At 35.7% G+C, this 25279-nt stretch carries 21 protein-coding genes and 2 pseudogenes; 11 read left to right on the top strand and 12 right to left on the bottom strand.

Annotation, left to right across the window (positions count from 1 at the left end; genetic code table 11):
• Positions 1-327 precede the first annotated feature (327 nt).
• Positions 328-690, top strand: coding sequence for a hypothetical protein (locus tag AC5LWL_RS03795; RefSeq protein WP_493433080.1), 363 nt, complete (start codon positions 328-330; stop codon positions 688-690).
• 1263 nt (positions 691-1953) lie between these two features.
• Here AC5LWL_RS03795 and AC5LWL_RS03790 read toward each other — a convergent pair.
• A pseudogene (locus AC5LWL_RS03790) lies at positions 1954-2369 on the bottom strand (pyridoxamine 5'-phosphate oxidase family protein).
• Positions 2370-2664: 295 nt separating this feature from the next.
• Between AC5LWL_RS03790 and AC5LWL_RS03785 the strand changes: the two are divergent.
• The 3 genes from AC5LWL_RS03785 (at position 2665) to AC5LWL_RS03775 (ending at position 4739) form a co-directional block, all read left to right on the top strand.
• Entirely contained in the window at positions 2665-3507 is an 843-nt protein-coding gene (locus AC5LWL_RS03785; protein ID WP_493433079.1) for an aldo/keto reductase, read from the top strand.
• Between the two features lie 194 nt (positions 3508-3701).
• Entirely contained in the window at positions 3702-4148 is a 447-nt protein-coding gene (locus tag AC5LWL_RS03780; protein ID WP_493433078.1) for a hypothetical protein, read from the top strand.
• Positions 4149-4166: 18 nt separating this feature from the next.
• Positions 4167-4739, top strand: coding sequence for a hypothetical protein (locus tag AC5LWL_RS03775; protein WP_493433077.1), 573 nt, complete (start codon positions 4167-4169; stop codon positions 4737-4739).
• Between the two features lie 96 nt (positions 4740-4835).
• Here the strand turns inward: AC5LWL_RS03775 and cuyA are convergent.
• From cuyA to AC5LWL_RS03750, 5 genes and pseudogenes are all read right to left on the bottom strand, one after another.
• Positions 4836-5839, bottom strand: a pseudogene (gene cuyA / locus AC5LWL_RS03770) (D-cysteate sulfo-lyase).
• Between the two features lie 261 nt (positions 5840-6100).
• Complete coding sequence (locus AC5LWL_RS03765; protein ID WP_493433076.1) at positions 6101-6565, bottom strand: hypothetical protein; 465 nt, start codon at positions 6563-6565, stop codon at positions 6101-6103.
• Positions 6566-6992: 427 nt separating this feature from the next.
• Positions 6993-7862, bottom strand: coding sequence for an SDR family oxidoreductase (locus AC5LWL_RS03760; RefSeq protein ID WP_493433075.1), 870 nt, complete (start codon positions 7860-7862; stop codon positions 6993-6995).
• A 284-nt stretch (positions 7863-8146) separates the two neighbouring features.
• On the bottom strand, positions 8147-8425 hold the full coding sequence (locus tag AC5LWL_RS03755) for an AbrB/MazE/SpoVT family DNA-binding domain-containing protein (RefSeq protein ID WP_493433074.1): 279 nt from the start codon (positions 8423-8425) through the stop codon (positions 8147-8149).
• Between the two features lie 240 nt (positions 8426-8665).
• The gene (locus tag AC5LWL_RS03750) at positions 8666-8809 is read right to left on the bottom strand and encodes a hypothetical protein (protein ID WP_493433073.1); all 144 of its coding nucleotides are present in this window, start codon (positions 8807-8809) and stop codon (positions 8666-8668) included.
• A gap of 381 nt (positions 8810-9190) precedes the next feature.
• Here AC5LWL_RS03750 and AC5LWL_RS03745 point away from each other — a divergent pair, with 381 nt between their 5' ends.
• Both AC5LWL_RS03745 and AC5LWL_RS03740 read left to right on the top strand, forming a co-directional pair.
• Positions 9191-10303 (top strand): IS110 family RNA-guided transposase, encoded by a 1113-nt coding sequence (locus AC5LWL_RS03745; RefSeq protein ID WP_493432749.1) that lies wholly within the window; start codon positions 9191-9193, stop codon positions 10301-10303.
• Between the two features lie 741 nt (positions 10304-11044).
• On the top strand, positions 11045-11473 hold the full coding sequence (locus AC5LWL_RS03740; protein ID WP_493433072.1) for a hypothetical protein: 429 nt from the start codon (positions 11045-11047) through the stop codon (positions 11471-11473).
• 334 nt (positions 11474-11807) lie between these two features.
• Here the strand turns inward: AC5LWL_RS03740 and galE are convergent, their stop codons facing one another.
• Positions 11808-12776, bottom strand: a complete 969-nt coding sequence (gene galE, locus AC5LWL_RS03735) for a UDP-glucose 4-epimerase GalE (protein WP_493433071.1) — start codon at positions 12774-12776, stop codon at positions 11808-11810.
• 190 nt (positions 12777-12966) lie between these two features.
• Positions 12967-13542 carry a TetR/AcrR family transcriptional regulator gene (locus AC5LWL_RS03730; RefSeq protein WP_493433070.1) on the bottom strand — a complete coding sequence of 192 codons (576 nt, stop codon included), beginning with the start codon at positions 13540-13542 and terminating at the stop codon, positions 12967-12969.
• A gap of 284 nt (positions 13543-13826) precedes the next feature.
• Between AC5LWL_RS03730 and AC5LWL_RS03725 the strand changes: the two genes are divergently transcribed.
• Entirely contained in the window at positions 13827-15275 is a 1449-nt protein-coding gene (locus AC5LWL_RS03725; protein ID WP_493436530.1) for a DHA2 family efflux MFS transporter permease subunit, read from the top strand.
• 324 nt (positions 15276-15599) lie between these two features.
• Positions 15600-16535, top strand: coding sequence for a VanW family protein (locus tag AC5LWL_RS03720; RefSeq protein WP_493433069.1), 936 nt, complete (start codon positions 15600-15602; stop codon positions 16533-16535).
• A gap of 147 nt (positions 16536-16682) precedes the next feature.
• Here the strand turns inward: AC5LWL_RS03720 and AC5LWL_RS03715 are convergent, their stop codons facing one another.
• The 3 genes from AC5LWL_RS03715 to AC5LWL_RS03705 all read right to left on the bottom strand — a co-directional run bounded on the left by AC5LWL_RS03715 (position 16683) and on the right by AC5LWL_RS03705 (position 19183).
• Positions 16683-17132: a ferritin-like domain-containing protein gene (locus AC5LWL_RS03715; protein ID WP_493433068.1), complete on the bottom strand. Its 450-nt coding sequence runs from the start codon at positions 17130-17132 to the stop codon at positions 16683-16685.
• A 379-nt stretch (positions 17133-17511) separates the two neighbouring features.
• Entirely contained in the window at positions 17512-18666 is a 1155-nt protein-coding gene (locus tag AC5LWL_RS03710; protein WP_493433067.1) for a hypothetical protein, read from the bottom strand.
• Complete coding sequence (locus tag AC5LWL_RS03705; RefSeq protein ID WP_493433066.1) at positions 18650-19183, bottom strand: sigma-70 family RNA polymerase sigma factor; 534 nt, start codon at positions 19181-19183, stop codon at positions 18650-18652. Before AC5LWL_RS03705 ends, AC5LWL_RS03710 begins: the two co-directional genes overlap by 17 nt.
• 340 nt (positions 19184-19523) lie before the next feature.
• Between AC5LWL_RS03705 and AC5LWL_RS03700 the strand changes: the two genes are divergently transcribed.
• Both AC5LWL_RS03700 and AC5LWL_RS03695 read left to right on the top strand, forming a co-directional pair.
• Positions 19524-21023, top strand: a complete 1500-nt coding sequence (locus AC5LWL_RS03700) for an HD domain-containing phosphohydrolase (RefSeq protein WP_493433065.1) — start codon at positions 19524-19526, stop codon at positions 21021-21023.
• Positions 21024-21470: 447 nt separating this feature from the next.
• A complete protein-coding gene (locus AC5LWL_RS03695) occupies positions 21471-22604 on the top strand; it encodes a M24 family metallopeptidase (protein WP_493433064.1) in 1134 nt (377 codons plus the stop codon).
• A gap of 285 nt (positions 22605-22889) precedes the next feature.
• Here the strand turns inward: AC5LWL_RS03695 and AC5LWL_RS03690 are convergent, their stop codons facing one another.
• The gene (locus AC5LWL_RS03690; protein WP_493433063.1) at positions 22890-23801 is read right to left on the bottom strand and encodes a LysR substrate-binding domain-containing protein; all 912 of its coding nucleotides are present in this window, start codon (positions 23799-23801) and stop codon (positions 22890-22892) included.
• Between the two features lie 441 nt (positions 23802-24242).
• Between AC5LWL_RS03690 and AC5LWL_RS03685 the strand changes: the two genes are divergently transcribed.
• On the top strand, positions 24243-25016 hold the full coding sequence (locus AC5LWL_RS03685) for an acetoin reductase (protein ID WP_493433062.1): 774 nt from the start codon (positions 24243-24245) through the stop codon (positions 25014-25016).
• Positions 25017-25279 lie beyond the last annotated feature (263 nt).

Below are 25279 nucleotides of genomic sequence, written 5' to 3'. Positions count from 1 at the left end.
CGGAAGAAGAGATGTTTTTATCCCTTGCTAATGGAGAATATATGCAGAATGGAATATTCAAGAAATTGAAATTCCTCTCAGCATCTTTAATTAAATTAGTTGATGAAGGAGCAAAAATAGGCTTCCATCAATGAGACGGTAAAATACTAAAACTACCATAACCTGTATTACCAACTATTTTTCAACCTTAAAAATCCCACTCATTTCTCTTTAAAAAATACATTTCAGATTACTCATTTTTTTTATATAATAAATAAGGATTGAACAGTGGAACTGGGAGAGAAATATTTCCCTCTCTAAACTTAGGAAATAAAGAGGAACAAAGGTATGATACAAATAGTATGGATGGTTTACTTAGGATTCTTAGGTATCGGGGTAATCGGATTGCTTATAAATGGCCGTTATCGAACGATGCTTGCCAAAATTGATTTTTGTATTTCTGTTATTACGTGGATTGGTTTATTTGGATATGTAACAAACAATCAATTTCTTACTCCATTTGTATGGAAATTTATCTTTATCGGGGCTTTGCTTTGGCATATTTTCTTTAGCTTGAATAGCAAATATTATGATGGAGATCGAACACTTGAAGAAATGCCTAAAGCGGTTAGACGCATTATTTTTATTATGCTACTTGTTATAATTGCTCCTTTATATTATGGATTATTTCGTTATGCATTTATTGGCTGAACTTTTTGCTTTTATTTAAGGTCGTCTTTGGCATTTGATTTTTTTAGCACGAAGAGACAAAGGTTATTTTCACCAATCTTAAACATAAATACCTGTATTCTAAATGCGTACAAAAAAAAGAAGCTGGGACATAAGTATTCCAGCCGAAGATAAACCCAAACCATGATACGAAGATGTAAAAAGTATTTCGTATCATGATGGTTTGGATTTTTATTTATGTAAGGTTTGTGGGAATCACCCGCAGCCTGCATACACTTCGCTTTCCGTGGGGCTCGCGCTGAGCCGCTTCGGCCCTTGGCCTGCAGGGTCTCAGCTGTCTCGCTAATCCCACAGGAGTCTACGTGTATTCAGGCTGCTCCATTTCCAACCTGTTCATTTTTTTCTTGGTAAAAGAATTAGGTTTTAGAAAACAGCCTTTAAAAACGAAGTGGAATGGAGCTACAGACACTCTACTTCCCGCGGAAAGCGAGTGTTTGTAGCGCAATGGAACAACATAGTTTTTATACTTAACTCAAATTTCGCAGTTATAAAACCTTCTTCATGTAATGACTTAACTTGGTTTAGAGCAATTAGAAAAGGATGATTGATTAATCTTTTATGGTGTTTTTTGCAAACATTATTCCTTATACATAGGGGCGTGCGATGAGCCTCCTCGGCGCTTGCGCCTGCTTAGGTCTCATCTAACCCGCAAATCCCACAGGAGTCTCGCACCTTACACTCCAATCAAGTCGTTTTGATTCATTAGTTGCTGTCGTGGAACTGGTGAAAACATCCATCTTATAGTAATAGACTAAAAGTGCACATTTTGGGAGAACCACGTTGAATAATAAACATAAAAAATCAACGCTACTAGTATTTAGTAATCATACCTTGTAATGAAATTCGAAGACAAGAACTTATTCTAAAACAGGTTGCTTGTAACGGAGGGTGCGAAGACTCCTGCGGGAAATGTGGGAAGGCTGAGACCCCGCAAGGCTTGCCGAGGAGGCTCAGCTCCCACCCCGCGGAAAGCGAAGCAACCCGTAGTGGAAAGCAACCACCACACTAAAAAACAAGCCTCCCATTTTATTGTTCTTAAACCGAGTAATATCAAGATTTGCAAACGAATTTGAAGATGCGAAGTTTGAGTTAACTAGATGAAAAAACATAACTAACCAGTATAGGGTAGTAACGATTTACGTGCTACATTAGAGCATGTTCGTCTTTACCTATTATCTATTTAGTTATGTCCCAGCTTTTTTTATTAAAATCATTTATCCTTAACTACTTCATCTCAATCGTTTCATTTATATTCGTCGACTCAGCATCTTTTCCAGTTACTCGTTTATACAATAGACTTATTTTTTTCACTAAATTTCCGGTCTCCCAATACTCTGCTGCTTCTGTATTCACTTTAATCAGTACTACATTGGGATCGTCATAGGTTGTTTGCATGAACTTATCATATCCAGCACTCCACAGCTCCTGCTTTTTATCCTTATTTTCCACGATTTCTGCTTTTCCTCTAATGGAAACAAAGGATTTGCCTACATATGCTACATTAACATTTGGATGTTGGAGTACTTCTTGATATTTATTTGTATCTTTTTTCGTAAAAACCATAAATCGTCGTCAAACTCTATTTCCTGTGTCTTCATTGGACGGGAAACCAATCCTTCCGCTGTATTCGTCGTAAGCATGGCAGTATCCACATCTTTTATTAAATCTCTTAATTTGTCCAGCTCTTCTTTATGTTCATTAGTAGTGTTTGACACAAAATCACCTCATTAGCGTTTTCCTTTATATTACCCTTAAATGGAATTTTTAATCTAAATCGTGACAATCACGTCCCATTTGCCTACCATTTTCTTTCCTTCTCTTCCATTTTATTTTTCTAGAAATGAGGGAATTTCTACGAGTAACCCAATCCATTTACTGGAGATTCCCTCTTTTTTCCCCTATAATTTAAGAGAATAATCAAAAGGGAGTGGCATGATGAAGAATTCGATTCCGGAAATTACGCTTAATGATGGATTAACATTGCCTGCTATTGGTCTTGGAACCTATGATTTAAGAGGTGCAGCTGGTGTAAATGCAATAACTAGCGGTATTGATATTGGTTATCGCTTGCTAGACTCTGCATTTAATTATGAAAATGAAGGAGCAGTTGGAGAAGCAATTCGCCGCAGCTCTGTAAGCAGAGACAAATTGCTTGTGACATCAAAATTACCTGGACGTCATCATAAATATGATAACGCTATTTACACGATTCAAGAATCACTATATCGTTCGAAGCTTGATTATTATGACCTTTATCTGATTCATTGGCCGAACCCTAAAAAAGATCTTTATGTAGAAGCATGGCAAGCGCTAATCGATGCGAAAAAATGGGGGCTAATTCGCTCAATTGGAGTATGTAATTTCTTACCGGAGCATTTAGAGCGCTTAACGAAGGAAACTGGTATCACACCAAGTGTGAATCAAGTAGAATTGCACCCATATTTCTCTCAAGAAGAGCAGCTTTCCTATGATAAGGAACATGGAATTGTAACCGAATCATGGAGTCCATTAGGGCGGGCGAATAACGTCCTGCAAAATGAGGCAATTCAACAAATTGCTGAAACCCATCAAAAAACGATTCCACAAATTATCCTACGATGGCATATTCAGCTCGGTGCATTGCCAATCCCTAAATCGTCTTCACCAAAAAGACAGTTGGACAACCTTTCTATATTCGATTTTTCATTAACAAAAGAAGAAATAGATATCATTTCAAGCTTAACTCAATCAGACGGACGAATTGCCAATCAAGACCCAGCTTTTTATGAAGAATTCTAAAGAAGCAAGAGCAATTCTCTTAACACTCTTCAGGCTGTCGATTAATCTTCGACAGCCTATTTCTCTCTCTCTGCGATAAGACACATATACCTTCAGAATACATGTTTAAAAATAATGACCTATTGCAAAAACGTGAAAACCCGGTAAAAAAATTGGATTTTTGTGGTAAAATAATTCAAAAGGAGGCGTAAAACATGAAAGAAAGCTATTATCTCAAACTTAATGTTTATATATTACTTATAATTCTACCACTATCTGCTCTTGGATATTATTTTGCTGTGTACAATGAATCCTTGTTTTTCTTATATGAATGGTTGCTTGCAGCGTTAATCGTCATCTCGATACTATTGTCCATCAAAAACATCGTAGCACTTAGAAATGAGCAACAATGGATTGCTATTTCTATATTAGCTTTTTTAATCCTCTTTTCCGTACTTGGATTATTTTTGGGACCATTAACACATTACCTAATGTTTTATCTTTATTATGTTATAGCCATTCTCTCTTTTATTGTTTTTATAATAGCAATAAGAAAAAACAAGACGCTAAGAATAGTCCCGATAATCTTCACGATATTAACAGGATTATTCACATTGTATATCCTGTTTCTACATACTTTGTGGGGAAATAATTTAAGTTAAAAAAAGATATTTTTTCTCTTGGAGGCATCACCATTTTCATGCTGGGAGGTATGGAGAATCAACTTTATAGACTATCAAAATATAAAAATGATAGAAGATAAGGAAGCAATGATTAAAAAGTGTATTCTACTTGTTTTATTTTGTTTCCCTTTCCTATTATCTGCATGTACACAAGGCACAGAAGATACTCAAGAACATGCAGGGACTATTAGTAATAACAAAGCTATAGGATATGAATATACCATAACAAAAGAGCAAAATTCATTTTCTTGGAAAATTGGTTATAAAGGAGATATGGCGACTATCCAAGAAAGTATGGACAATAAAGATGAATTACAAAATTTTATGATGGCTGTAAACGATAGTAAAGCGATAGTTATAGAACTAATTCTATTGTTATCCTATTTTTTAATTGTTGCACTACTATCATTTTTCCTATACAAGAAAAACAGAAGAACCTTTTTAAATGGTGGTGCAATTGTAGTTGTAGTAACGGGGAGTATCGCATTATATATTGCCTTTTATGCATCATTTGATTTAAGTAATGCGTTGCAAGATGCAAAATTTCATTATCTAAGGTTAACTAATTGAGGTAGTGTGGAAACCGTTTCCACACTACCTCATAATCTATATTGAAATTTAATAAAGAGAATAGAATACAAAAACCAATTCTGTGCTTATTCGAAATTACGAGATATGCTCATGAAAAAAAGAAGTATACGCATATAACGCTGGCGTGCCGCCGGAATGAAGAAAGACAACAGAATCTTCTTTCGTAAATTTCCCCTTTCGAATCAAATCTATTAAACCAGCCATTGCCTTTCCTGTATAAACAGGATCTAGCAAAATCCCTTCCGTACTAGCAACAAGCTTCACCGCTTCCACCATCTCATTTGTAGGAACTGCATATCCAGGGCCGACATATTCGTACAAACATTGAATATGCTCCTTCGATAAAAGGTTTCTAATACGCAAGTGATCACCGATTTCACGAAGCAGTTCGTACACTTTTTTTCTTGCTCCGCTTTTTTTCTGCTTATATTAATGCCTATTACAGGTACCTCACTATTTAACCCTTGGAATCCTGCAACTAAACCTGCATGCATTCCACCGCTGCCGCTTGTACATACAACATAGTCGATTTTTATTTGCTGCTCATATGCTTGCGAAAGAAGCTCTTGGGCACATGCTGTATACCCTGTTGCTCCAATCGGATTCGACCCTCCAACCGGAATCAGATATGGCTTATCGCCTTTTTCAATAAGCTCTTTTTCCACCTTTTTCATCTCTTCCATCAAGTCAGAGCCTTCTGGAACAAATCTCATATCAGCGGCACCAAGAAGCTGATATAAAAAGTAATTACCTGTAGGAAGGTCGCTCTGTTTATTTTCCCCTTCTTCTAGAACTAGCACACATTTCATTTTTTCCTTTATAGCAGCAGCTAATGTTAATCTGCAATGATTGGATTGCACGGCACCACATGTTACTAAAACATCAGCATTCTTAGATTGCGCATCTGCTACTAAATACTCAAGTTTTCTTGTTTTATTTCCTCCCTCTGTCAAACCAAGCTGATCATCTCGCTTCATATAAATAGTCGGTCCACCGAGCGCTTCCGTCAGTGATTCTAATTTTTCCAACGGCGTAGAACCGTTCGTATATTTATTTCTAGGCAAGATTGATAAATTCATTTGGATATTCGCCTCTTTTCGTTTTGTTATTATGGAACTTTTATGAAACTAGTCTCTCCTTTTAAATTTATAAAAGCGGCTGTTTATAAGGAGCAAGAATTTCAAGGCGGCTTCACTTGGAGCAACTGCCTTCCACAGGATGTAGTGACTTCAACGTTTCTTATAGGGGGCGAGCGTTTTTATCTGAAAATCCTCTAGTTAAATACGTAAGAAGCGAAAGATAGGTTATCGAAAAAATTCGATGTGCCATTTTTACCAGACTTAGGAACAAGCTCTAAAAGTAGTAATGCCAAAAGGTGTAATATATCTACGATGGCTTAAATCCTTTAGCCAGTTTTGCGGATTTAATTGATAAGTTCCATGTATATCACGGTATGTTCGTTCTCCTACGTTTACTTCAATATGCTCTGGTTTCCATTCCATTCTTTGTATGTAAGCTTCTAAATCATGCTGATTCGGTACACAGTAGATTTCCAGCACATCTCCTGCTTCCATATACTTTTCGATGTAAGTTAAAAATAAACGATTGCCAACCCCATTTACTTCATATATATACGGCATACAAAACAATCCATCCATTTCCTTTTTCCATCCAGCGTCTATCTCCTTCACGAAAAAAAACATAAAGTCTTCTTCCCGTTCAAAATAAGTACGGCTATTGTATTCCTTTATTTCCTCTGGCAATACAAATGGCCTTGAGGAAGCTAAAAAAGTAATTTCAGACATTAATCTAGTTTCTCCTTTTAAAAAAATCTTGTCTTTACTTATGTATTCTAGTAGTCAGTCAAACAAACCTACTGAAAAAGCTCATTTTTGCTTCTAAAGCCTAAACCTTTAAGCATGCAGACATTTGTATTTAATGATAGCTGAAATAAACTCAAACAACCAGCTAGAAGAATAAAAACCAAAAAGATGCCCCAAAAGTTGAACTTTTGGGGCATCTTTTCTCGTATCAGTGCGTGTTCAAAAAAGAGGATAAAAAGGACCAATAAATGCGAAGTGACTTCACTTTGAGCATCGACCTTCCACAAGATGCGGTGACTTCAACATTGCTCTAGGACGTGAGCATTTATAGTTAAAGATCCTCTAGTTGAATACGCAAGAAACGAAAAAATTCGCTGTGTCATTTATATCGAAGCTTTTACAACCTCTATCATGAACTCATATATGATCCACCATCAACATGAATAGTTTGTCCTGTCATATATGAACTTTCTTTCGTTGCAAGAAGCATATAAGCTCCCACTAATTCTACCGGTTGACCAGGTCGTTTCATTGGTGTGGATTTACCAAAGCTCTCTACCTTGTCTTTCGGGAATGTTGTTGGAATTAATGGTGTCCAAATTGGACCAGGTGCAACAGCATTTACGCGGATTCCTTTATCCACATATTGTTGTGCAATACTGCGGGTAAATCCAATAATTGCACCTTTTGTACTCGTATAATCGACTAACATCGCGTGTCCAACAAATGCATTAATTGACGCAGTGTTGACGATTGCACTACCCGGTTCCATAAATTCTAGAGCGTACTTAGCAAAATAGTAGTAGGAGTAAAAATTCGTTTTAAATGTCTGCTCCATTTGCTCTGTAGGCAAATCTGTTAATTCATTTATAGGGTTTTGTTCTGCCGCATTATTTACGAGTACATCAACTCCGCCAAATTCATTGACCGTTTGCTGCACCGCTTTTTTGGCGAATGCTTCATCGCCCGCATCCCCTTTTAGCAATAAACAGCGTTTCCCTTGTGCTTCTATCCGTTCCTTTGTAATATTAGCATCTTCATCATTTATATTGTAAACAATGGCAACATCGGCGCCTTCTTTCGCATATGCAATCGATACAGCACGCCCAATCCCACTGCTGCCGCCAGTTACTAATGCAACTTTACCATTTAATTTGCCTGTTCCTATATAGCTGTCATCTTCATAGATAGGAGTTGGCACCATTTTTTCTTCTGTACCTTGGCCACGTTCTAATGTTTGTGCAGGTTGACCAGTTGGAAATTTATTTTCTAAACTCATACTATCATCCCTTCACCTAATTATTTTTTGTTCTACTGATTCTTTTCCACGAATATGGTAATTTAAACAAGAATAGTAGAATTTATATAATAAAGACTGAGAATAATAGAAGATTAGCAATTATGAACGCAATTTCCACTTGAATAGTCTTCATTACACCTCAAAACCCACTTTTTTAAAAGTAAACAAACGTTTGATTAAATAATTATCCGTAGTAAAAGCACTAGATATGTACTTTTTATCAAAAAAAAGAGATGCATCAAATTGCTATCTCTTTTCATACGTTATTTTACTTCTTCAAGTTGTTTATTTAGTTCTTCCATCAATAATAAAGCACCTTTTTTACTTAGAACCACTTCTCCAACTTGTATATTTTCATCCGTTATTTCATCCGTTATCGAGCATTTCATTCCAGGCTCATACTTCTTTAAAACAATTTTGTCACTATCTACAAAAATTTCAATCGGTGTTCCAATCTCCAGTGAACGAAGCTTTCTTAATTCTTTAGGTATAACAATTCTACCAAGCTCATCTATTTTTCTAACAATACCTGTACTTTTCAATTAAATCACCCCCTTCTAACATATTACCAAATATTCCAATAATCTCATATCAAAAAACTAGAGTTTTATTTATCCTCAACTGATGGTTAGTTGCTTTGGATAGTTTAACACCGTAATCTATGCTAAATCATGATCTACATAACCAACTGCAAAATAGGCATTAACCTTTCAACTTCAAAAATTATAGTTTTAAAAAAAAAAAAATAATTTATCGAAAGAGATAGCTTATAAGTCAACAATCTAATCACTAAATTCCTTAAACAACGACTCAAGTTCTTTCCCATCGTAAAAATCACCATTACTAATAAATTTTTCAATTTCTACTGTATTATCTTCCATAAATTCAATTTCCCAACGCTGTCCAGGTACAGAAACCTCCACCATGATTGCTTCATCTCTTACTTTATTAAGCTTGTAATAGATATTTTGTTCTATTGAGATGGAAGTTGTGAGACTCCTGTGGGATTAGCGAGTTAGATGAGACTAAGCAGGCGTAAGCGAGGCCACAGAAAAATTGATTTTTTTTGAAAAAACTTAAATTCCCATCTATTTACAGTTAGGATTTTAGTTTATCATACTATATGTAGTGGATCTCCGTATCTTTTTCCTTTGGACTTATTCAGTGGCCTCGCACAAGCACCGAGTTATAATGAACGAAACTAGCCCCATACTCGTAATTTCGTAGGTTAATTTGGCAATAATGTTTATGAACTAAAAACAAAAAAACCAAATCAGTGCTACATTACGGAAGGAGCTAGTTCTATTATGAAGGATACCACAAAATTTGTAGGTTTAGACGTATCAAAAGAAAAAATTGCCGTTGCTATTGCAGAAGAAGGTAGAGAAGAACCAAGATATTATGGAATGATTGTTCATACACCTGAAGCGATTAAAAAGTTAATGAAAAAACTAGGAGAGCCAAGTACTTTAAGAGTTTGTTATGAAGCGGGTCCAACGGGATATCCATTATATCGATTACTAACTGCTTTAGGTATTCATTGTGAAGTGATTGCTCCATCTTTAATACCACAAAGACCGGGAGAACGTATTAAAACAGACCGTAGAGACTCTATTCGTCTTGCCCAGTTATATCGTGCAGGAGAATTAACTTCTGTTTATGTTCCGACTCCAGAAGATGAAGCACTTCGAGATCTAGTGCGAGCACGAGAAGATGCGAAAGAAGACGAGCTGAGAACCAAGCATCGTTTAAGTAAGTTTTTATTACGGAATAATATTTATCCACCTGTTGGAGTGAATAAATGGACAAGAAAATATCGAGATTGGCTAGATACGTTAAAGTTTTCCAATTCCAATTTACAATTAGTTTTTCAAGAATATTATCATCAATTAAAGGAGTTGGAACAGCGGGTAAAAAGATTCGAAGAGGAAATGCAAATACAGGCATTGGAAGGAGTTCATGCCCCTATTATTCAAACTTTACAAGGACTAAGAGGCGTTGCACTGGTTACAGCGACAAGTCTTGCGGCGGAAATTGGATCGTTTAAACGTTTCCCAAATCCTAAGCAAATGATGGCTTATGTAGGATTGATTCCAAGTGAATTCTCAAGTGGAGAAAGACGTCGACAAGGAGCTATTACCAAATCAGGAAATCGTCACGTTCGCCGATTGTTAATCGAGTCGGCTTGGAGTTATCTTCGTCAGCCGGCCGTAAAAGGAAATTTAAAAAAACGACTAGAACCTTTATCACCGTCTATTCAAGCAATATCCTGGAAAGCGCAAAATCGTCTGCATAAAAAATATTATCGATTAGTATCTAGAGGAAAAGAAAGTAATAAAGCAATTGTTGCCGTTGCTAGAGAATTAGCTGGCTTTATCTGGGCTATTACGCAAGAAGTAGAAGAAATTCCAAAACATTAATGTTACCAAACGAAAGAAAGTAGAGGAAGAGAAAGAAAAATAGATACATGAGAATAGGGCTCGAAGGCAAAGAGAAATACCGGAAAGGATAACCCACGTGCCTCCTCTGTGCTATATCATTCGTTGATTAACGCACGTCCCGAGTTAGTGGAAAGACCTTTATACGGAAAGATAAAATGTGAAAACCCACGAATATCAGAATGCTAACCGCAGGATGAAATTTTTGCCTTCGTGCCGTGTCCTTACTATCTATTCTAATCAATCAGAAAGGAGGAAGTATAAGTATATCACGATTTCTTCTTTAGCTTAAAAAAGTATCTCCTATCTTAGAATGGCAGTCAAGGAAAGCACTTGACAGCCATTCTAAGATAGGAAGTTCGGTTGGTAAGCTAAAAAAGGAAACTTGTAGCCACTAAGGCTCATCGATACACGAACAGTCAAGAAGCCTAAAATCGCTTCTCTTCTTAAAGTTACCCAAAAATAACCTATCTAGTAGTGGAGAGTGGGAGACTTGACAGTTTCGTTCATATCAGGAGGCTCATCGCACGCCACACGGAAAGCAAGCCCCTATTTATTTAGGAAAAATGTTTACAATTAATCAACTTTTGCTACTTGCTCTAAACCAGGTTATGACAATATATAAAGAAGAACATATAATTGCGAAGTTTAAGTTAGTTATATACTTAGCTTATTCTTATTTTTTTGCTTTACCATTATTTAATAGAGAAAAAGGAGGAAACAATGTCTATAAAAAAACCTTCAGCTGTATTAGTACTATTTATAAATATCATAATCATTTGCCTAAGTCAGTTTTTATTTTTTTCCATAATAAGTGACAAAATGGACATGTTAACTTTTCAATTTTTATATCTTCTGTTGATTTTTCTTCCTATTAATCTATTTCTTTGGTTCGGTAAATGTAAAAACAATTTTTATCATCATTGGCTTTTTATCTACATAAGTTTATTTTGTTCTATGCTTATCTTTTTTATTATTCACTGCTTCACTGTTGATTCTTCAAAAGATTTCCCACGTGGTGAAGCACAGTTTGACTTATTTTTAACCATTTTTGTATTTTCATTCTTACAAGTAATTATATTGATTTTTTTTAATGGCATTACTTATTTACTTTATAAATGGCAGTCTTATCTACTATTTAAAAAGAAGTAATGATGAAATAGAGAACCGTTTTTATACGGTTATTAAATCAGCAGGAGGCAGGGAATCCTCCCTCTTCCTCCTAAAAAAGACCCACTCTCAAAGAAGGCAGGTCCTAAACTAGTAGTGCGTGTTCAAAAAGGAGGATAAAAAGGACCGAGAAGTTCGAGGCGGTTTGCTCCCGAGCATCACCCTTTCACAGGATGTGATGACTTCCACGTTGCTCACAGGACGTGAGCGTTTTTAGTGGAAGAACCTCTAGTTAATACGTGAGAAGCGGAGAAGCAAACCAACGAAGAAATTCGATATGTCATTTTTACCGGACTTTTTGAACAACCTCTAGTATTTATTTCTCTTTACTATGCCATTTCCACGCACTGCTAATAATTTCTTCTAAACTAAATTTTGGTTCCCAGCCAAGCTCTTGTTGAATCTTCTCTGATGAAGCAACTAACTTAGCAGGATCTCCGGCACGGCGGTCTGCGTATTCAATATTCGCTTTACGGCCGGTCACGTTCTCACATGTTTCGATTACTTCTTTTACAGAAAAGCCATTGCCGTTTCCTAGGTTATAGGTTGCTGTTCTTTTTGTTCCAGACAGCAGTGCTTCTAATGCAAGAATATGGGCATTTGCTAGATCTGTTGTGTGGATATAATCACGGATACACGTACCATCTGGCGTATCATAATCTGTACCGAATACACTAATTTTCTCTCTTTCTCCTAATAAATGCTGGAGAATAATCGGAATTAAATGTGTTTCTGGATCATGACTCTCTCCAATTTCAGCAGAAGCATGTGCCCCAGCAACGTTAAAGTAACGAAGCACTACATAATTTAATCCATATGCAGCAGAGAAATCAGATAAGATATGCTCCACCATTAATTTCGACTGACCATATGGATTAATCGGTGCATTCGGCTGCGTTTCATCAATTAAATCGACATTTGGAATGCCATATGTTGCTGCAGTAGACGAAAAAATAAAATTCTTCACCTCATGATCAATCATTGCTTTTAATAAAGTAAGGGTCGCTGCCACATTGTTTTCATAGTATTTGTACGGATCTATCACAGACTCCCCTACTAAACTATTTGCTGCAAAATGCATCACTGCTTTAATAGGATAGGTAGTGAATACTTTATCTAAAACTGATCGATCCCCAAGATTTCCCTCTACGAAAGTGGCTCTTGGATCTACCAGACTTTTAAAACCTGTTGATAAATTATCTAAAACAACCACTTCTTCTTTTTCGATCAATTCTTTGACAAGATGACTACCTACATAGCCAGCTCCACCTACTACTAGAATCATACCAACATCTCCTTGTACTCATATAGTTTCTATCTTAGCATAAAAACAAATTTCCATATATATGCTTTCCTTAGTGTTTTTGAAAAAGGAATTTGTTTAGCATTCTATAACGATTTACATAACTGTCTGTTGGCATATTCTCTTCAGCACATATTGCAAAGAAGACAAAACGGATAACAACTACTAGTCTTTAACCATGATGAAGTAATGTGTATTGTTTAGCTAAAAACGATGGCGTATATGGCATATCGTTTTGAAGCCATGCAATAATGGTACCTATTAAAGCCGAAGAATTATGCCATATTAAAATATCTTTCTGAACGCCTGCTACTAGAAAGTTATCCCCCGTTTTCTCTATTCTTGCAACTATTATATCCTGCAAAAATAGTAGTAAGCGATCTCTAAAGATTGGGATTCGCTTAGAAGCAAGAATAACTTTATAGAAATCCACTTGTTCGGCTATATGCTCAAGAAGCCTCATTAACATTGTCCAATCTCGATCTTTATCTTCTTTATGATTCATTGATGTTTCTTTCAATACCGTGGATATTTCCTCTATCATATCGTCTGCCATTTTTTCCAACATGTTTGGAATATCCCGATAATGAAGATAAAAGGTAACTCGATTAATAGTTGCTCGCTCCGCTAAACGATTTACAGATATTTTCTGCATATCCATTTCCTGAATTAATTCAACAAAAGCATCTCTAAGCAACTTGCGAGTACGCGTAACACGAGGATCTGTGTGCGTTTTTTTAAAGTCCATCCTATCTCTATCCCTTCTTTTACATATAAAACTACATTTTCAATGATTTTGTCGTAAAAATTAAAAATAAACTACAAAAAAGATTATTTATGTTAATTAATTTACACTTTAGCCATAATTGTAACTTGTCAATGGCATTTATACTGCTTATAATCTCCTTTATACAATGTTAATTATACAACATGTTGTAAATTTAGTGTAAACTTGATTCGAAAGGATGAATTTGATTGAATAAAAACGCAACAGAAGATCGGTCTATAAAAAAGGGGCCAATACTGTTTATTATGATTTTGGGGGCTTTCCTTGCGACATTTAATCAAACGATCATGAGTGTTGCTATCCCGGAATTAATGAATGATTTTGGTATTCTCGCTTCAACGGCTCAGTGGTTGACAACAGGTTACATGCTAGTAAATGGTGTTCTAATTCCCATCACTGCCTTTTTAATGCAAAGATTTACTACTCGTCAGCTGTTTCAAAGTTCTATGATTATTTTTCTTGTTGGTACGATTGTATCAGCAGTCGCAGCTAATTTTCCTGTTCTACTGACAGGTCGACTAATTCAAGCAGCCGGTGCTGGCATTATTATGCCGTTGCTTATGAATGTTGTTTTAACCCTTTTCCCACCAGCGAAAAGAGGAGCAGCTATGGGTATGGTAGGGCTAGCTATTATTTTTGCTCCTGCAATTGGACCAACGCTTACTGGTTATGTTCTAGAGCATTTCCCTTGGCAAGCGATGTTTTATGGCATGATTCCTTTTACTATTATTATCATTATATGCGGGCTTATCTATTTAAAAAATGTATCGGAAACTAGCCGTGCTAAAGTTGATATGATTAGTGTTATCCTTTCCACTATCGGATTTGGTGCTCTATTATATGGCTTCAGCATAGCCGGCAATGAAGGCTGGTCCAGTGCAGTCGTAATACTTTCTCTGATTGCAGGAGTCCTTGCCATTGTCTTATTTACTTGGAGACAATTAGTTTCTACTAATCCGCTTCTTGACTTGCGGGCTTTTAAATACAATATGTTTTCCTTAACTACTATTATTAATATTGGGGTTACAATGATGATGTATGCAGATATGATGCTGCTGCCTCTCTACCTTCAAAATGCCCGTGGCTTTACCGCTCTAGAATCTGGTTTATTGATGCTTCCTGGAGCACTTCTGATGGGCTTATTAAGTCCGGCAGTTGGAAAACTTTTTGACAGATTCGGGGCAAAATGGCTTTCTGTTATCGGTATCGCCATTATTATTATTACAACTTTCAGCTTTATAGATTTGACAGACTCTACCAGCTATACGTATCTTATTATCATGTCAACAGGTCGACGTATTGGAATGGCTCTGTTTCTAATGCCAATTCAGACTGCAGGTTTAAATCAATTGCCATCCCGGCTTAATGCGCATGGTACCGCTATTTCCAATACGATAAGACAGGTTGCTGGAGCTGTCGGTACTTCTCTACTAGTTACTGTTATGACAAATAGCACCAAAAATCACCTTCAAGATGCAATGAAAGAAGGAGCGAACGGTGCAACACAACAACATATGTTAATGGAAGCTTCCATTCAGGGAATAAATGATGCCTATTTCGTTGTTCTTATCATCGGCTTTGTCAGTTTGCTGCTTGCCTTCTTTATCAAACGTGTTGAACAGGCTTCAGAAGAAGATACCAGCAAGAAGAAAAGCAATGGAAAACGAACGAAAATGGAAGATGCTCTTGAATAAACCAGTTCTCCATCTTTCACTTAAGGCTGTTCAACTGATCAACTTTTGGACATAAACTACCCACAGAAGAGTTTCCTTTCTAATGGGTAAATATTCTTTTTAAACTTTAGAGAATCATCTGATTTATGTCAGAGGATTCTCTTTTTTTGTTCCTTAACACTGGTAAAAAAGTGCAACCATTTAGCGGTTTAACTACTTGAATTTAAAAACTATCTATTCTCTAAAAGTACAGACTTTCCTCATTAAAGATTCAATTATTGTTGCAAAAAGTACATGAAAGAGTGACCTCCTGTTCATACTATTACTTAGGAGGTTTACCGTCTTATGAAACAATTATGTATGGCTATTTTTTTGTTTGTAGCCCAACCCATTGAGCATCCGAATAACTTAACGGTGACACAGCAAGAACAGACGATTGCCACTGTGAATCGTGAAAATTTTACGAGCCCCTTGTTCGGTACTTCCATGATTAACGAAGAAAAATACAAGCAATTCATCAATAAACTTAATCAGCAAATATCTCAAGCTCCTATAAATGCCAAAATCAATGATCAAGGAAATATTATTCCCGAAAAAAAAGGCTACATACTTAATAAACAGCAATTTATGGAACAATTTTATGAGTATTTTTTTGGAAAAGGAGCTTCTACAATAGAAGTACCGAAGATGGAGGTTTATCCGAAAGTGGACAGTGAGTTGCTATCCAATATCCGCGTACAACGGATTGGCCAGTACGTGACTTCCTTTAATGCAAACAATAAAAATCGTTCGCATAATATCTCGCTTGCCGCAAATGCGATTGATAACTATGTTATTTTCCCAAACGAAACGTTTTCATTTAACCAAGTTGTAGGAATGCGAACGACAAAAGAAGGATACATGCGTGCTCCCATTATTGTCAAAGGAGAATTTTCAGAAGGAATTGGCGGGGGAATTTGTCAGGTATCATCCACATTGTTTAACGCTGTAGATCGAGCCGGATTAAAAATCGTGCAGCGCTATTCCCATAGTAGACGCGTATCTTATGTTCCATCTGGTCGTGATGCTACCGTAAGTTGGTATGGACCAGACTTTCGCTTTCAAAATAAATTTAACCAGCCGATATTAATTCGGGCAAAAGGGGACAAAGGTAGGATGGTTGTCACACTTTATTCGTCTGAGATTATTAATTACAAATCACGAAACGTTCCAAGCGCCTCAGCTCGGTTGTCAAAAGAAACCAAAGCAAAAGCAGAAATGAATGAGCAAATCCCATATTAATCAAATCACTTAATAAAATAAATTGGGAGCAAAGCATACAACATCTACAAAAAGAACCCATTAGAAAAAGCCTGTTTTCATCCATTAAGATAAAAGCAGGCTTTTTTCACCATAATAGGTATATTTACAAGTAGAGAAGCGCTTTTCTTAATGGGCGTACTCCGGTTGGAATCTGGCATCTTGTAAAATACGTTCCATACGTTCAAAATGCTCCGTCTCATCAAGAATAATATCCTCTAATTTAATAGCAAGATCTTTTAATCCTAATTCTTCCGCTTGTTCAATACGAGCTTTATATCGTTTAATTGTATCTTCTTCTGCATTTCGTGCTTCCACAAGCATATCCTTTAATTCCGTTACTTGTTTAACAGGAGCTGGAGTCGTTGTTGGCGTACCACCGTAAATAGAAATTTTTTCAGAAAGGTACAATGCATGACCTTGTTCATCAGGGATCTCTTTTTCAAAAAATGGTTTGAACATTTCGTAGTGAATCCCCTTAATCGTCGCTGCATAATACGTGTATTGAATCGCAGCAGCATACTCATTAGCAAGATCAGTATTTAAATCCTCGATTAGTTCTTTCATTTTTTGTTCCATAAAAAACACCCTTTCTTTTATGTCTATATTAAAGGGTACCCTTCATAAAAAGGGATAAACATATTTTGTGTCAAGAACACAAAATACGAAAATATCCAATCATTACTTCCCTATTGGCTACATGTCTCCTTTATTTCAAGCAATACCGCTTCCTCTGTTGCAGGAATTATTAATTTTTCATCAATATTTTAACAGCTGATTTTACTTTCTTAATTTTTGCAATTTATATTGGTAAGCAATGTATGGGAATGCTAGGAAAATGTACAAACTCACTCAGGCTACCCTGTGCACTCTCAATGAGTCCACAGCCTGCATACACTTCGCTTTCCATGGGGCGGGCGGTCTCAATGGAAAACGGTTATTGTATTTTTTCTTTTAATTATTTCACATCTTGAACATACATAGCGTAATCTTTCCCTTCTCCATTAACGACTAATGCTCCATCATTGGTAAAGCGTGGTTTGACAAGTCGTTCTTTCACTTGATTAAACGTTGGAAGGGCTACAATTTTATCTTTTTTCATACGATATAATTTCACTGTATTGGAACCCTTTGATGGAATACTTAATGCTACAAAATCTTTAAACACTGCATATGCGTCAAACTTTGGTGTTTTTACCTGATGTAATTTCCCATCAGCTAAATCAATATAAGCTAAAATTGGTATTTCTCCTTCATTACTTAACTCAGCATATATTTTGTGATCGGTTAATGTAACATTCACAACAGAATCATATGGAACATCATACGCCGCAATTTGTTTTTTCTTATGCAAGTCATACAAAAAATAAGTGGTTTTAATCTTATTATCTATTCTATATTGTTCTGGAATGACCATTAAACCATCTTGCACAGCTGCAATACTATTTGACCCAATACCTGTCGCTTCTAAAATTTCCGATTCTATCATGGTAGTTAAGTTCATACTTTTATATCCAACAGACTCCCCGTTTTCTCCATAAGACCTATAAAGAAAGGTATCTTCATCCAGTTGAAAATCGCTGATTGCTTTAATGGTTAATTTCTTCATTTCATCATTTTGACGATTTAATGCATAAACAGTATTGCTATTATCCTCTAACCACACTAGCCAATTTTTATTGACAGCAATATCAAAAATAGACATATTTTCTTTCGGCTTAACAAGTACTTTTTTCTCATCAGATTGAACGGAATAAGCAAAAATCCCACCTTTATCGATATAGACAAATTCATTTGTATCTTTTACATAAATGGAGCGAATTAAGGAGGAATATTCGACATCGGTTATGGTTACCTTTTCTAGTTGTTTGCTGCTGAATTGTTGTACCTGTCTCTCCTCCATCCATTTTTGTACAGATGGACCAGTTAAAATACCAAATAATCCAATGATGGCAATCGTACTTAAAAGTGGTTTTACTAAACGAAATCGAAGCGAATTTTTTCGATTTAAGCGTTCGTGTGCTTTATTCATGATTTTTTGTTTATGTCCCTCCGTTAAAGTAATATCGTCTGGTATCGATTGATCCAATTGGTGTTTAACGCTCTTTAACATGCTCCATCTCCTCCTCGCTTAATGTGAAACGCGCCTTTTTTCTTCCTCTAGCCAATCGCGTTTTAATTGTATTCGTTGAACAATTTAGCACCTCTCCAATTTCCACAACAGTTAATTCCGCATAGTAATGCAGCCATAACACTTCTTTATATTTCTGTGGCAGCTTGTTAAGTAATTCAATCATATAGCCGATACTCTCTTGCTTTAAATATTCTTCTTCTGGTGTTTGCTTATTAACAAGGAAAATACTTGCTATATGTGAAAGTTCCGTCTTCCTATAGTTCCAGCTTTTGAAATAATTACGACATTCATTTACCGTCATCCGATATAAATAGGTTTTAATGCTCGAGCGACCTTCAAATTGTTCAAGATGTAAGTAATATCGAATAAATACTTCTTGTATAATATCTTCTGCTTTCTCTTTATCTTTCACAAATGCATAAGCGAGACGAAATAAATAATACCCGTATTCATCCATTGCATTCACTAGCAATTGATCCCGTACTTGCTTCTCCAAAATCTGTCCTCCTTTCATCGATAATGGTTAGACAATTCAAAAGAAGTTATGGTTTCGTTTTGTAAGAAATATTTCAACCTGCTTTCATGAATCAAAAATTAAACTTGTTTCTCAAAAGAGGCACTCATTATAAGCTCACAAGTTCAGGAAAACCAAGTGTAAAGATACTTTCCTTTCCCCTGCTTAATCCTAAAATCCGTACAAAATATGACCACTAGTCTTATAATAAACAAAATTCGTGACTGCCCTGTAACACTGTGTTCACAAAAATATCCTATTTATTAAATAATCAAAATGATAAAATAGTAATGAATCGAAATACTTATAAAAGGTGTAGGTAATGAAACATTATAATTTATTTTTAAAACGTTTATATATGAACTACATAATCGGCTCTTTCATTGCGGTATTTGGAATTGGTGCAATTCCTATGTTTATGTCATTAAGAATCAATTTTGAGAACTTCCAACTATTATTATTCATATTAATAATTTCTGCAGTGGTAATGTTTACTGTTGAATCTATTTTCTTTTTCTTTCATTTAAAACCCATTAAAAAGGCCTATCTATTTCGATTTTCCAACCAAGAATACAACGAAAAAGCGATCTTACAATTATATAAATTTCCGAAGTTAACAGTATATAGAATATTAGGTCCACATTTTTTAGGTTTTTCATTAACCTCTAGTTTGCTTTTTTATTTTTTTGTACGGAAGAATATGTTACACTTTCCGCCAATCTATCTATTATTTGGTTTTATCGCAGCTTTTGTCATTGCTTCCTTGCATGCACTTATTGAATTTTACTTAACATCAGGTACGATTCAACAAGAAGTCAAATATCTACAGAATAATAGTCGATTCCAGATGAAATTTGAGATTAGACCTAATGGTTTTTTTATTCCTATTCAACTTAAATTTAGACTATCCATTTTATTAGTTGGAATTTTCCCAATTATCCTCATTCTTTTAGCAACACTGGTGAAATTTTCCGAGTACAATGGAATGGATGTAAAAAGTTTTCTTCAATGGGCGGGAGGAATATTAGCCATTTCTGTTTGTTTCTCTACCATTATTTCGAAATTGATGGCTAAAGATATAGAAAAGCCTATCCAACAGCTTCAACAGTTAATGACAGAGGTAGAAGGACAAAATTACGAAATAGAAAAAAACATTGTTTATTTTGATGAATTTTCTAATCTCTTTCAAGGTTTTAATAAGATGATAATAGAAATTCAGGAAAGAGAAAATAACAATCAATTATTGCTTAACAGCTTTTTAACCGTCTTGTCTACTGCACTGGATGCTCGAGATCCATATACTTCAGGACATTCGGTAAGGGTTGCTGACTTTTCTCGGCAAATAGGGATGGAGTTAGGTCTCTCTATAATAGAAGTGAATAAGTTGTTTAAAACAGCCTTGTTACACGATATTGGAAAAATCGGTGTTCCTGATCGAGTATTATTAAAAGAAGGGGCATTAACAGAAGAAGAATTTGCTTATATTAAGGCTCATCCTGTTATCGGGGAAAAAATCTTAAAACAAGTGAAGCCAGAAAACCAAATACTCTATTTGCTTCCAGGTGTTCGTTCTCACCATGAACGATTTGATGGGAAAGGATACCCTGATGGAAAGAAAGGGAACGATATCCCGATGTTTGGACGCATTATTGCGGTGGCAGATTCATATGATGCTATGACCTCTAACAGACCCTATCGAAAGGGAATGCCAAGAGAAAAAGCACTTTCTATCCTTTTGAATGGTCGAGGTACCCAATGGGATTCTGAAATAGTCAATGCTTTTATCCGGAGTTTACATTTATCTAAAGCGGCAAGTGGTTGAGGACGGTTAGCAAAGAAAGGTAGTAAATGGATCCCTTTATGCTTCATATGCTCCAAATAAGATGTTCAGTGGACAAGCCCACGATTATTCCGTCAGCCAGCCCTGTATGTATCATTAGTTCAGCTGCTTTTAATCTTGCTATTGTTGTTTTTACTAAACGTGGTTTTGAAGTTTTGATTTTATTTCTCTGTAAAAATAGAAAAAAATGGGTGTTCCAATCAGTCGGCTTTTCCGCTATTGGATGCCCTTTTTCTTTACAGAGATATTTATCTAGTGTATATAAAGATTCTATACTCCCCTCCCTGCCTTTATTAATAATTCAAATTTATAAACTAATACTTTATAGGTATTAACCCACTTAATTTTAAGTATTTCTCATTGTTTTTCCGATAATTTAAAATATAAACAAGCAGAAAATATTAAAAATGAAAAAGGGTGATTTTGAAAGTGAGTAAATCTAAACGACTAGAGAAGCTGCGTCATTTTATGGAAAAAGAGAATTTGGCAGCCTTATTGCTAACCGATCCTTATAATCAGTGTTATGTAACTGGATTTGAAATTATTACGTATTCACGTCCAATTTTTACCATTATTACTAAATCTGAAAGCATATTAATTGTACCTGGATTAGAGGAAGATCATGCAAAAGCAACAGCAGTTTATGATCGATTATTGGTATATTATGAACACCCAGAGAAAGCAGAAAAAGGAATTGACCCTCTCGCGCTTATTAGTGAATGCTTGTTTCCTTTAATAGAAAAAGATGGGATTGGAATAGAATTTCGATCTACTCCACATGGTTTAACAAATTTACTTCAAAGATCCTCTTGTGAATTAGTAGATATTACCCCTGAATTAGTTCGCCTTCGCTCCATAAAAGAAGAGGACGAACTAGAACAACTGCGTAAAGCATGTTTATTATCTTCTCATTCCATACAAGCATCGCTGCAAAAGGTAGAAGCAGGTATGACCGAATTAGAACTTGATGATTTTGGTACAAATGCATTATATCGAGAAGCATTAAAAAATTATCCTGATGAAGTTGTTTTAACAGGAGGAATGTATCCTTCAGGAGTCGAGCGTACTATTATGCCACATGTTTTTTCTAATTTAAGAAAAATAGCCTCTAACGATCTAATAATCCAAACTAGAATCACTTCAGTTAATGGATATAAAGGGGAATGTGAACGAACATGTTTTGTCGGCGAGCCAACACCTAAACAAAAAGAATTGTTTGAATTAATGGTTTCAGCTCAAGAATCTGCATTCAGCACAATAAAGGCTGGTGTACAGGCATGCGAAGTAGACCAATCTGCACGTAAAATATTTCAAGATGCAGGGTATGGTGACTATGCTATCCATCGAGTAGGTCATAGTATTGGACTTGCCGTTCATGAAGCACCTTACTTTAAATTTGATGACGACATTACACTGGAAGAAGGAATGACTTTCACGGTAGAACCAGGTATTTATGTACCGGGGATTGGAGGATTCCGTCACTCGGATACCATTTTGGTTACTAAGAATGGGTATGAATTGTTAACAGATGCACCTCGTTCCATCGATAAATTAACCCTTTAAAAGAGAAACCATCTATTCAATACGCAGAATTTAAACTTTTGTTTTATAGAAATAAACCATTAAAACTTCTTCCTTCCACTATTATGGGCTCTGCTTTTGGTCTCATCAATACTGGAGCAAATCTAGCTGCCTTTAAAGTGGCATTTTATTATTTACTCTTTAGAAACATCCTTTCTCTTACTATGGGACTGCTTCTTAAAAAGAAAAATAGTGGATTTGAAATGAATAATACATCTTTACAACGGTTAAGAGGGATCCTTTAGAAAGGATCCCCCTATTAATTTATCATTCTCCTTTAGCATAATAATGATCATCTATCCTACTATTTCCAGTAGAGTAATATTCAAATAAGAAATCTAAAAAATCATGAATTAGTTTTGAGTTATTATCTTGTCTCCATGCAACAGATACTTCTATTGCATGTGCTATTCCTTCCACTTCCCGCTGTACAACTCCACTAATCGGATTAACGGATGAAGGTGTCATTGCCACTCCCATACCAGCAGAAACGAAAGATAACACGGTTTGAAGGTCATGTGCTTGTATTGTTATTTTTGGATTAAATTCAGCATGAAGAAAAAGTTCAATAAACGTATCATAATACAAAGAACCAGCTGATCGAGGTGTCATAATAAAGGTTTCATCTGCAAAGTCATTGAGGCAAATGGATTTATTAAGTGCTAAGGGATGGTTTTCTGGCAGGGCAGCAATAAAGCGATCTCGCAAAAGAGGTCGTACCATAATATTTTTACTTTTAACAGGAGCTGATACAAAACCAATATCAATTCTTTTTTCTTTTAAGGCTTTCATTTGATCGGCAGTACTCATTTGCTGAAAAACGATTGGAAGAGTGTTCGTTTCGCGGTATTTTTTTATGATTGGAATGAGGCTTTGAATGGTTCCTGTGAATCCAATCACGATTCCCTCCTCTTTTTCATTGGAGGATATTCTCGTTGAAATACAAGCTTGTTCCACTTGATTGAGAATTTGATCTGCTTTCTTCTTAAATACCTTTCCTGCAATAGTTAATTCTACATAACGCTTTGTACGGAAAAATAATTGGGCCCCAATTTCTTCTTCTAATTCTCGAATTTGCCTACTTAGGGGAGGTTGAGCAATATGTAATCGTTCTGCTGCACGACCAAAATGAAGTTCTTCTGCAAGCACCACGAAATAACGGATGTGTCTAAGCTCCAAACAAACTACCTCCTTTTATAAAAAATAAAACGAATTAAAATTATTTACTCTTATATTGAGAATTATCTAAAATTAATAGGCAGTACCAATTAAACTGTCATAAAACGAGAGAAACTATTAGCCGTGCAGGTGAAAAACAAATTACTGCTGGAGTTTTTTTGAAAAAAAAACTATTTTAATTCCCAACACCATTGGATGACATCATTATATCGCAACGATACACCATTCTCAATCATATTACTGGACGAAGCCTATGGTAGTACTGCTTAACACTGGGAGATTTTTTCGAAGTTTTCACACGATAACGCAGCTGGTGCTAAACTCCAATTACATACATTCCCTAGGAAGATATCAACCTATCGATTGTTAATATTTGCAATCTCCATTATTTGGGTTTACAATAATTGGGTAGTAAATATACATATAGATGGGGGTTTTATGATGTCTAAAGTAGCTGTAATAACTGGATCTGGCGGTGGACTCGGAAAAGGAATAGCTAAACTGTTAGCTAAAAACGACTTTAAAGTAGTACTTCACGATATTAATGCCGAGTTACTTCAGTCTGCTGTAGAAGAATTTAAATCAGAAGGCTTTGAAGCAATTGCTGTTGCAGGTGATGTTTCCAAACGAGACGACCAATTTAATTTAGTTTCAAAAGCTGTAGAAGCATTTGGAAGATTAGATGTATTTGTCAACAACGCAGGCATTGATGCTGTATCCCCAATACTAGAAATTGATGAAAAACAATTAAACCGTTTATTTAACATAAACGTAAATGGAGTAGTATTTGGAACACAAGCTGCGGCTCAACAATTTATCAAACAAGGTTCAAAAGGGAAAATTATTAATGCTTGCAGTATTGCAGGACATGAATCATTTGAAATGCTAGGTACTTACTCCGCTTCCAAACATGCGGTAAAATCATTTACTCATTCTGCTGCAAAAGAACTAGCGAAGCATCAAATTACTGTAAATGCCTATTGCCCTGGTATTGCCAAAACAAAAATGTGGGATCGTATTGATGAAGAGATGGTTAAATACGATAAAACCCTAAAACCTGGTGAAGCATTTGAAAAATACTCCAGCGGCATCGCTTTAGGCCGTTATCAAACACCAGAAGATGTAGCTAATCTTGTAGAATTCCTAGCTTCAGAGAAATCAGATTATATTACAGGTCAAGCCATTTTAACAGATGGCGGTTTAGTATACAGATAGTCACAGGGATGCACCAAATATCCTCGGAATTCGGCGAAGTTTCATAGGTTGTACATGCAAACCTTGATTGTTTAGGGTGTAGCGTGGGTTTCTAGAAAAAAGAAGCCCACGCTACACCCTTATTTTATTCTATCCAAAAATCCTACTACTCTATTAATTTTCGACAATTTTCAAAACGTTTCGGGTCGTCACAGTGACCTAGTCTAAATTTTCGACAAATTTCGGGTTGTCACTGTGACCTACTTCAAGTAAGATAGAAACGA

It is taken from the genome of Niallia sp. WK069_GA_01, assembly GCF_983173855.1.
Note: the sequence above shows the minus strand (reverse complement) of the source record. Positions and strands in the feature narration are given on the sequence as shown.

What these genes read in the sequence shown, in the direction of transcription:
- AC5LWL_RS03795 (WP_493433080.1), top strand. Translation starts at nt 328, where the DNA reads ATGATACAAATAGTATGGATGGTTTACTTAGGATTCTTAGGTATCGGG.
- AC5LWL_RS03785 (WP_493433079.1), top strand. Translation starts at nt 2,665, where the DNA reads ATGAAGAATTCGATTCCGGAAATTACGCTTAATGATGGATTAACATTG.
- AC5LWL_RS03780 (WP_493433078.1), top strand. Translation starts at nt 3,702, where the DNA reads ATGAAAGAAAGCTATTATCTCAAACTTAATGTTTATATATTACTTATA.
- AC5LWL_RS03765 (WP_493433076.1), bottom strand. Translation starts at nt 6,565, where the DNA reads ATGTCTGAAATTACTTTTTTAGCTTCCTCAAGGCCATTTGTATTGCCA.
- AC5LWL_RS03760 (WP_493433075.1), bottom strand. Translation starts at nt 7,862, where the DNA reads ATGAGTTTAGAAAATAAATTTCCAACTGGTCAACCTGCACAAACATTA.
- AC5LWL_RS03750 (WP_493433073.1), bottom strand. Translation starts at nt 8,809, where the DNA reads ATGGTGGAGGTTTCTGTACCTGGACAGCGTTGGGAAATTGAATTTATG.
- AC5LWL_RS03745 (WP_493432749.1), top strand. Translation starts at nt 9,191, where the DNA reads ATGAAGGATACCACAAAATTTGTAGGTTTAGACGTATCAAAAGAAAAA.
- AC5LWL_RS03740 (WP_493433072.1), top strand. Translation starts at nt 11,045, where the DNA reads ATGTCTATAAAAAAACCTTCAGCTGTATTAGTACTATTTATAAATATC.
- galE (WP_493433071.1), bottom strand. Translation starts at nt 12,776, where the DNA reads ATGATTCTAGTAGTAGGTGGAGCTGGCTATGTAGGTAGTCATCTTGTC.
- AC5LWL_RS03730 (WP_493433070.1), bottom strand. Translation starts at nt 13,542, where the DNA reads ATGGACTTTAAAAAAACGCACACAGATCCTCGTGTTACGCGTACTCGC.
- AC5LWL_RS03725 (WP_493436530.1), top strand. Translation starts at nt 13,827, where the DNA reads ATGATTTTGGGGGCTTTCCTTGCGACATTTAATCAAACGATCATGAGT.
- AC5LWL_RS03720 (WP_493433069.1), top strand. Translation starts at nt 15,600, where the DNA reads ATGAAACAATTATGTATGGCTATTTTTTTGTTTGTAGCCCAACCCATT.
- AC5LWL_RS03715 (WP_493433068.1), bottom strand. Translation starts at nt 17,132, where the DNA reads ATGGAACAAAAAATGAAAGAACTAATCGAGGATTTAAATACTGATCTT.
- AC5LWL_RS03710 (WP_493433067.1), bottom strand. Translation starts at nt 18,666, where the DNA reads ATGTTAAAGAGCGTTAAACACCAATTGGATCAATCGATACCAGACGAT.
- AC5LWL_RS03700 (WP_493433065.1), top strand. Translation starts at nt 19,524, where the DNA reads ATGAAACATTATAATTTATTTTTAAAACGTTTATATATGAACTACATA.
- AC5LWL_RS03685 (WP_493433062.1), top strand. Translation starts at nt 24,243, where the DNA reads ATGTCTAAAGTAGCTGTAATAACTGGATCTGGCGGTGGACTCGGAAAA.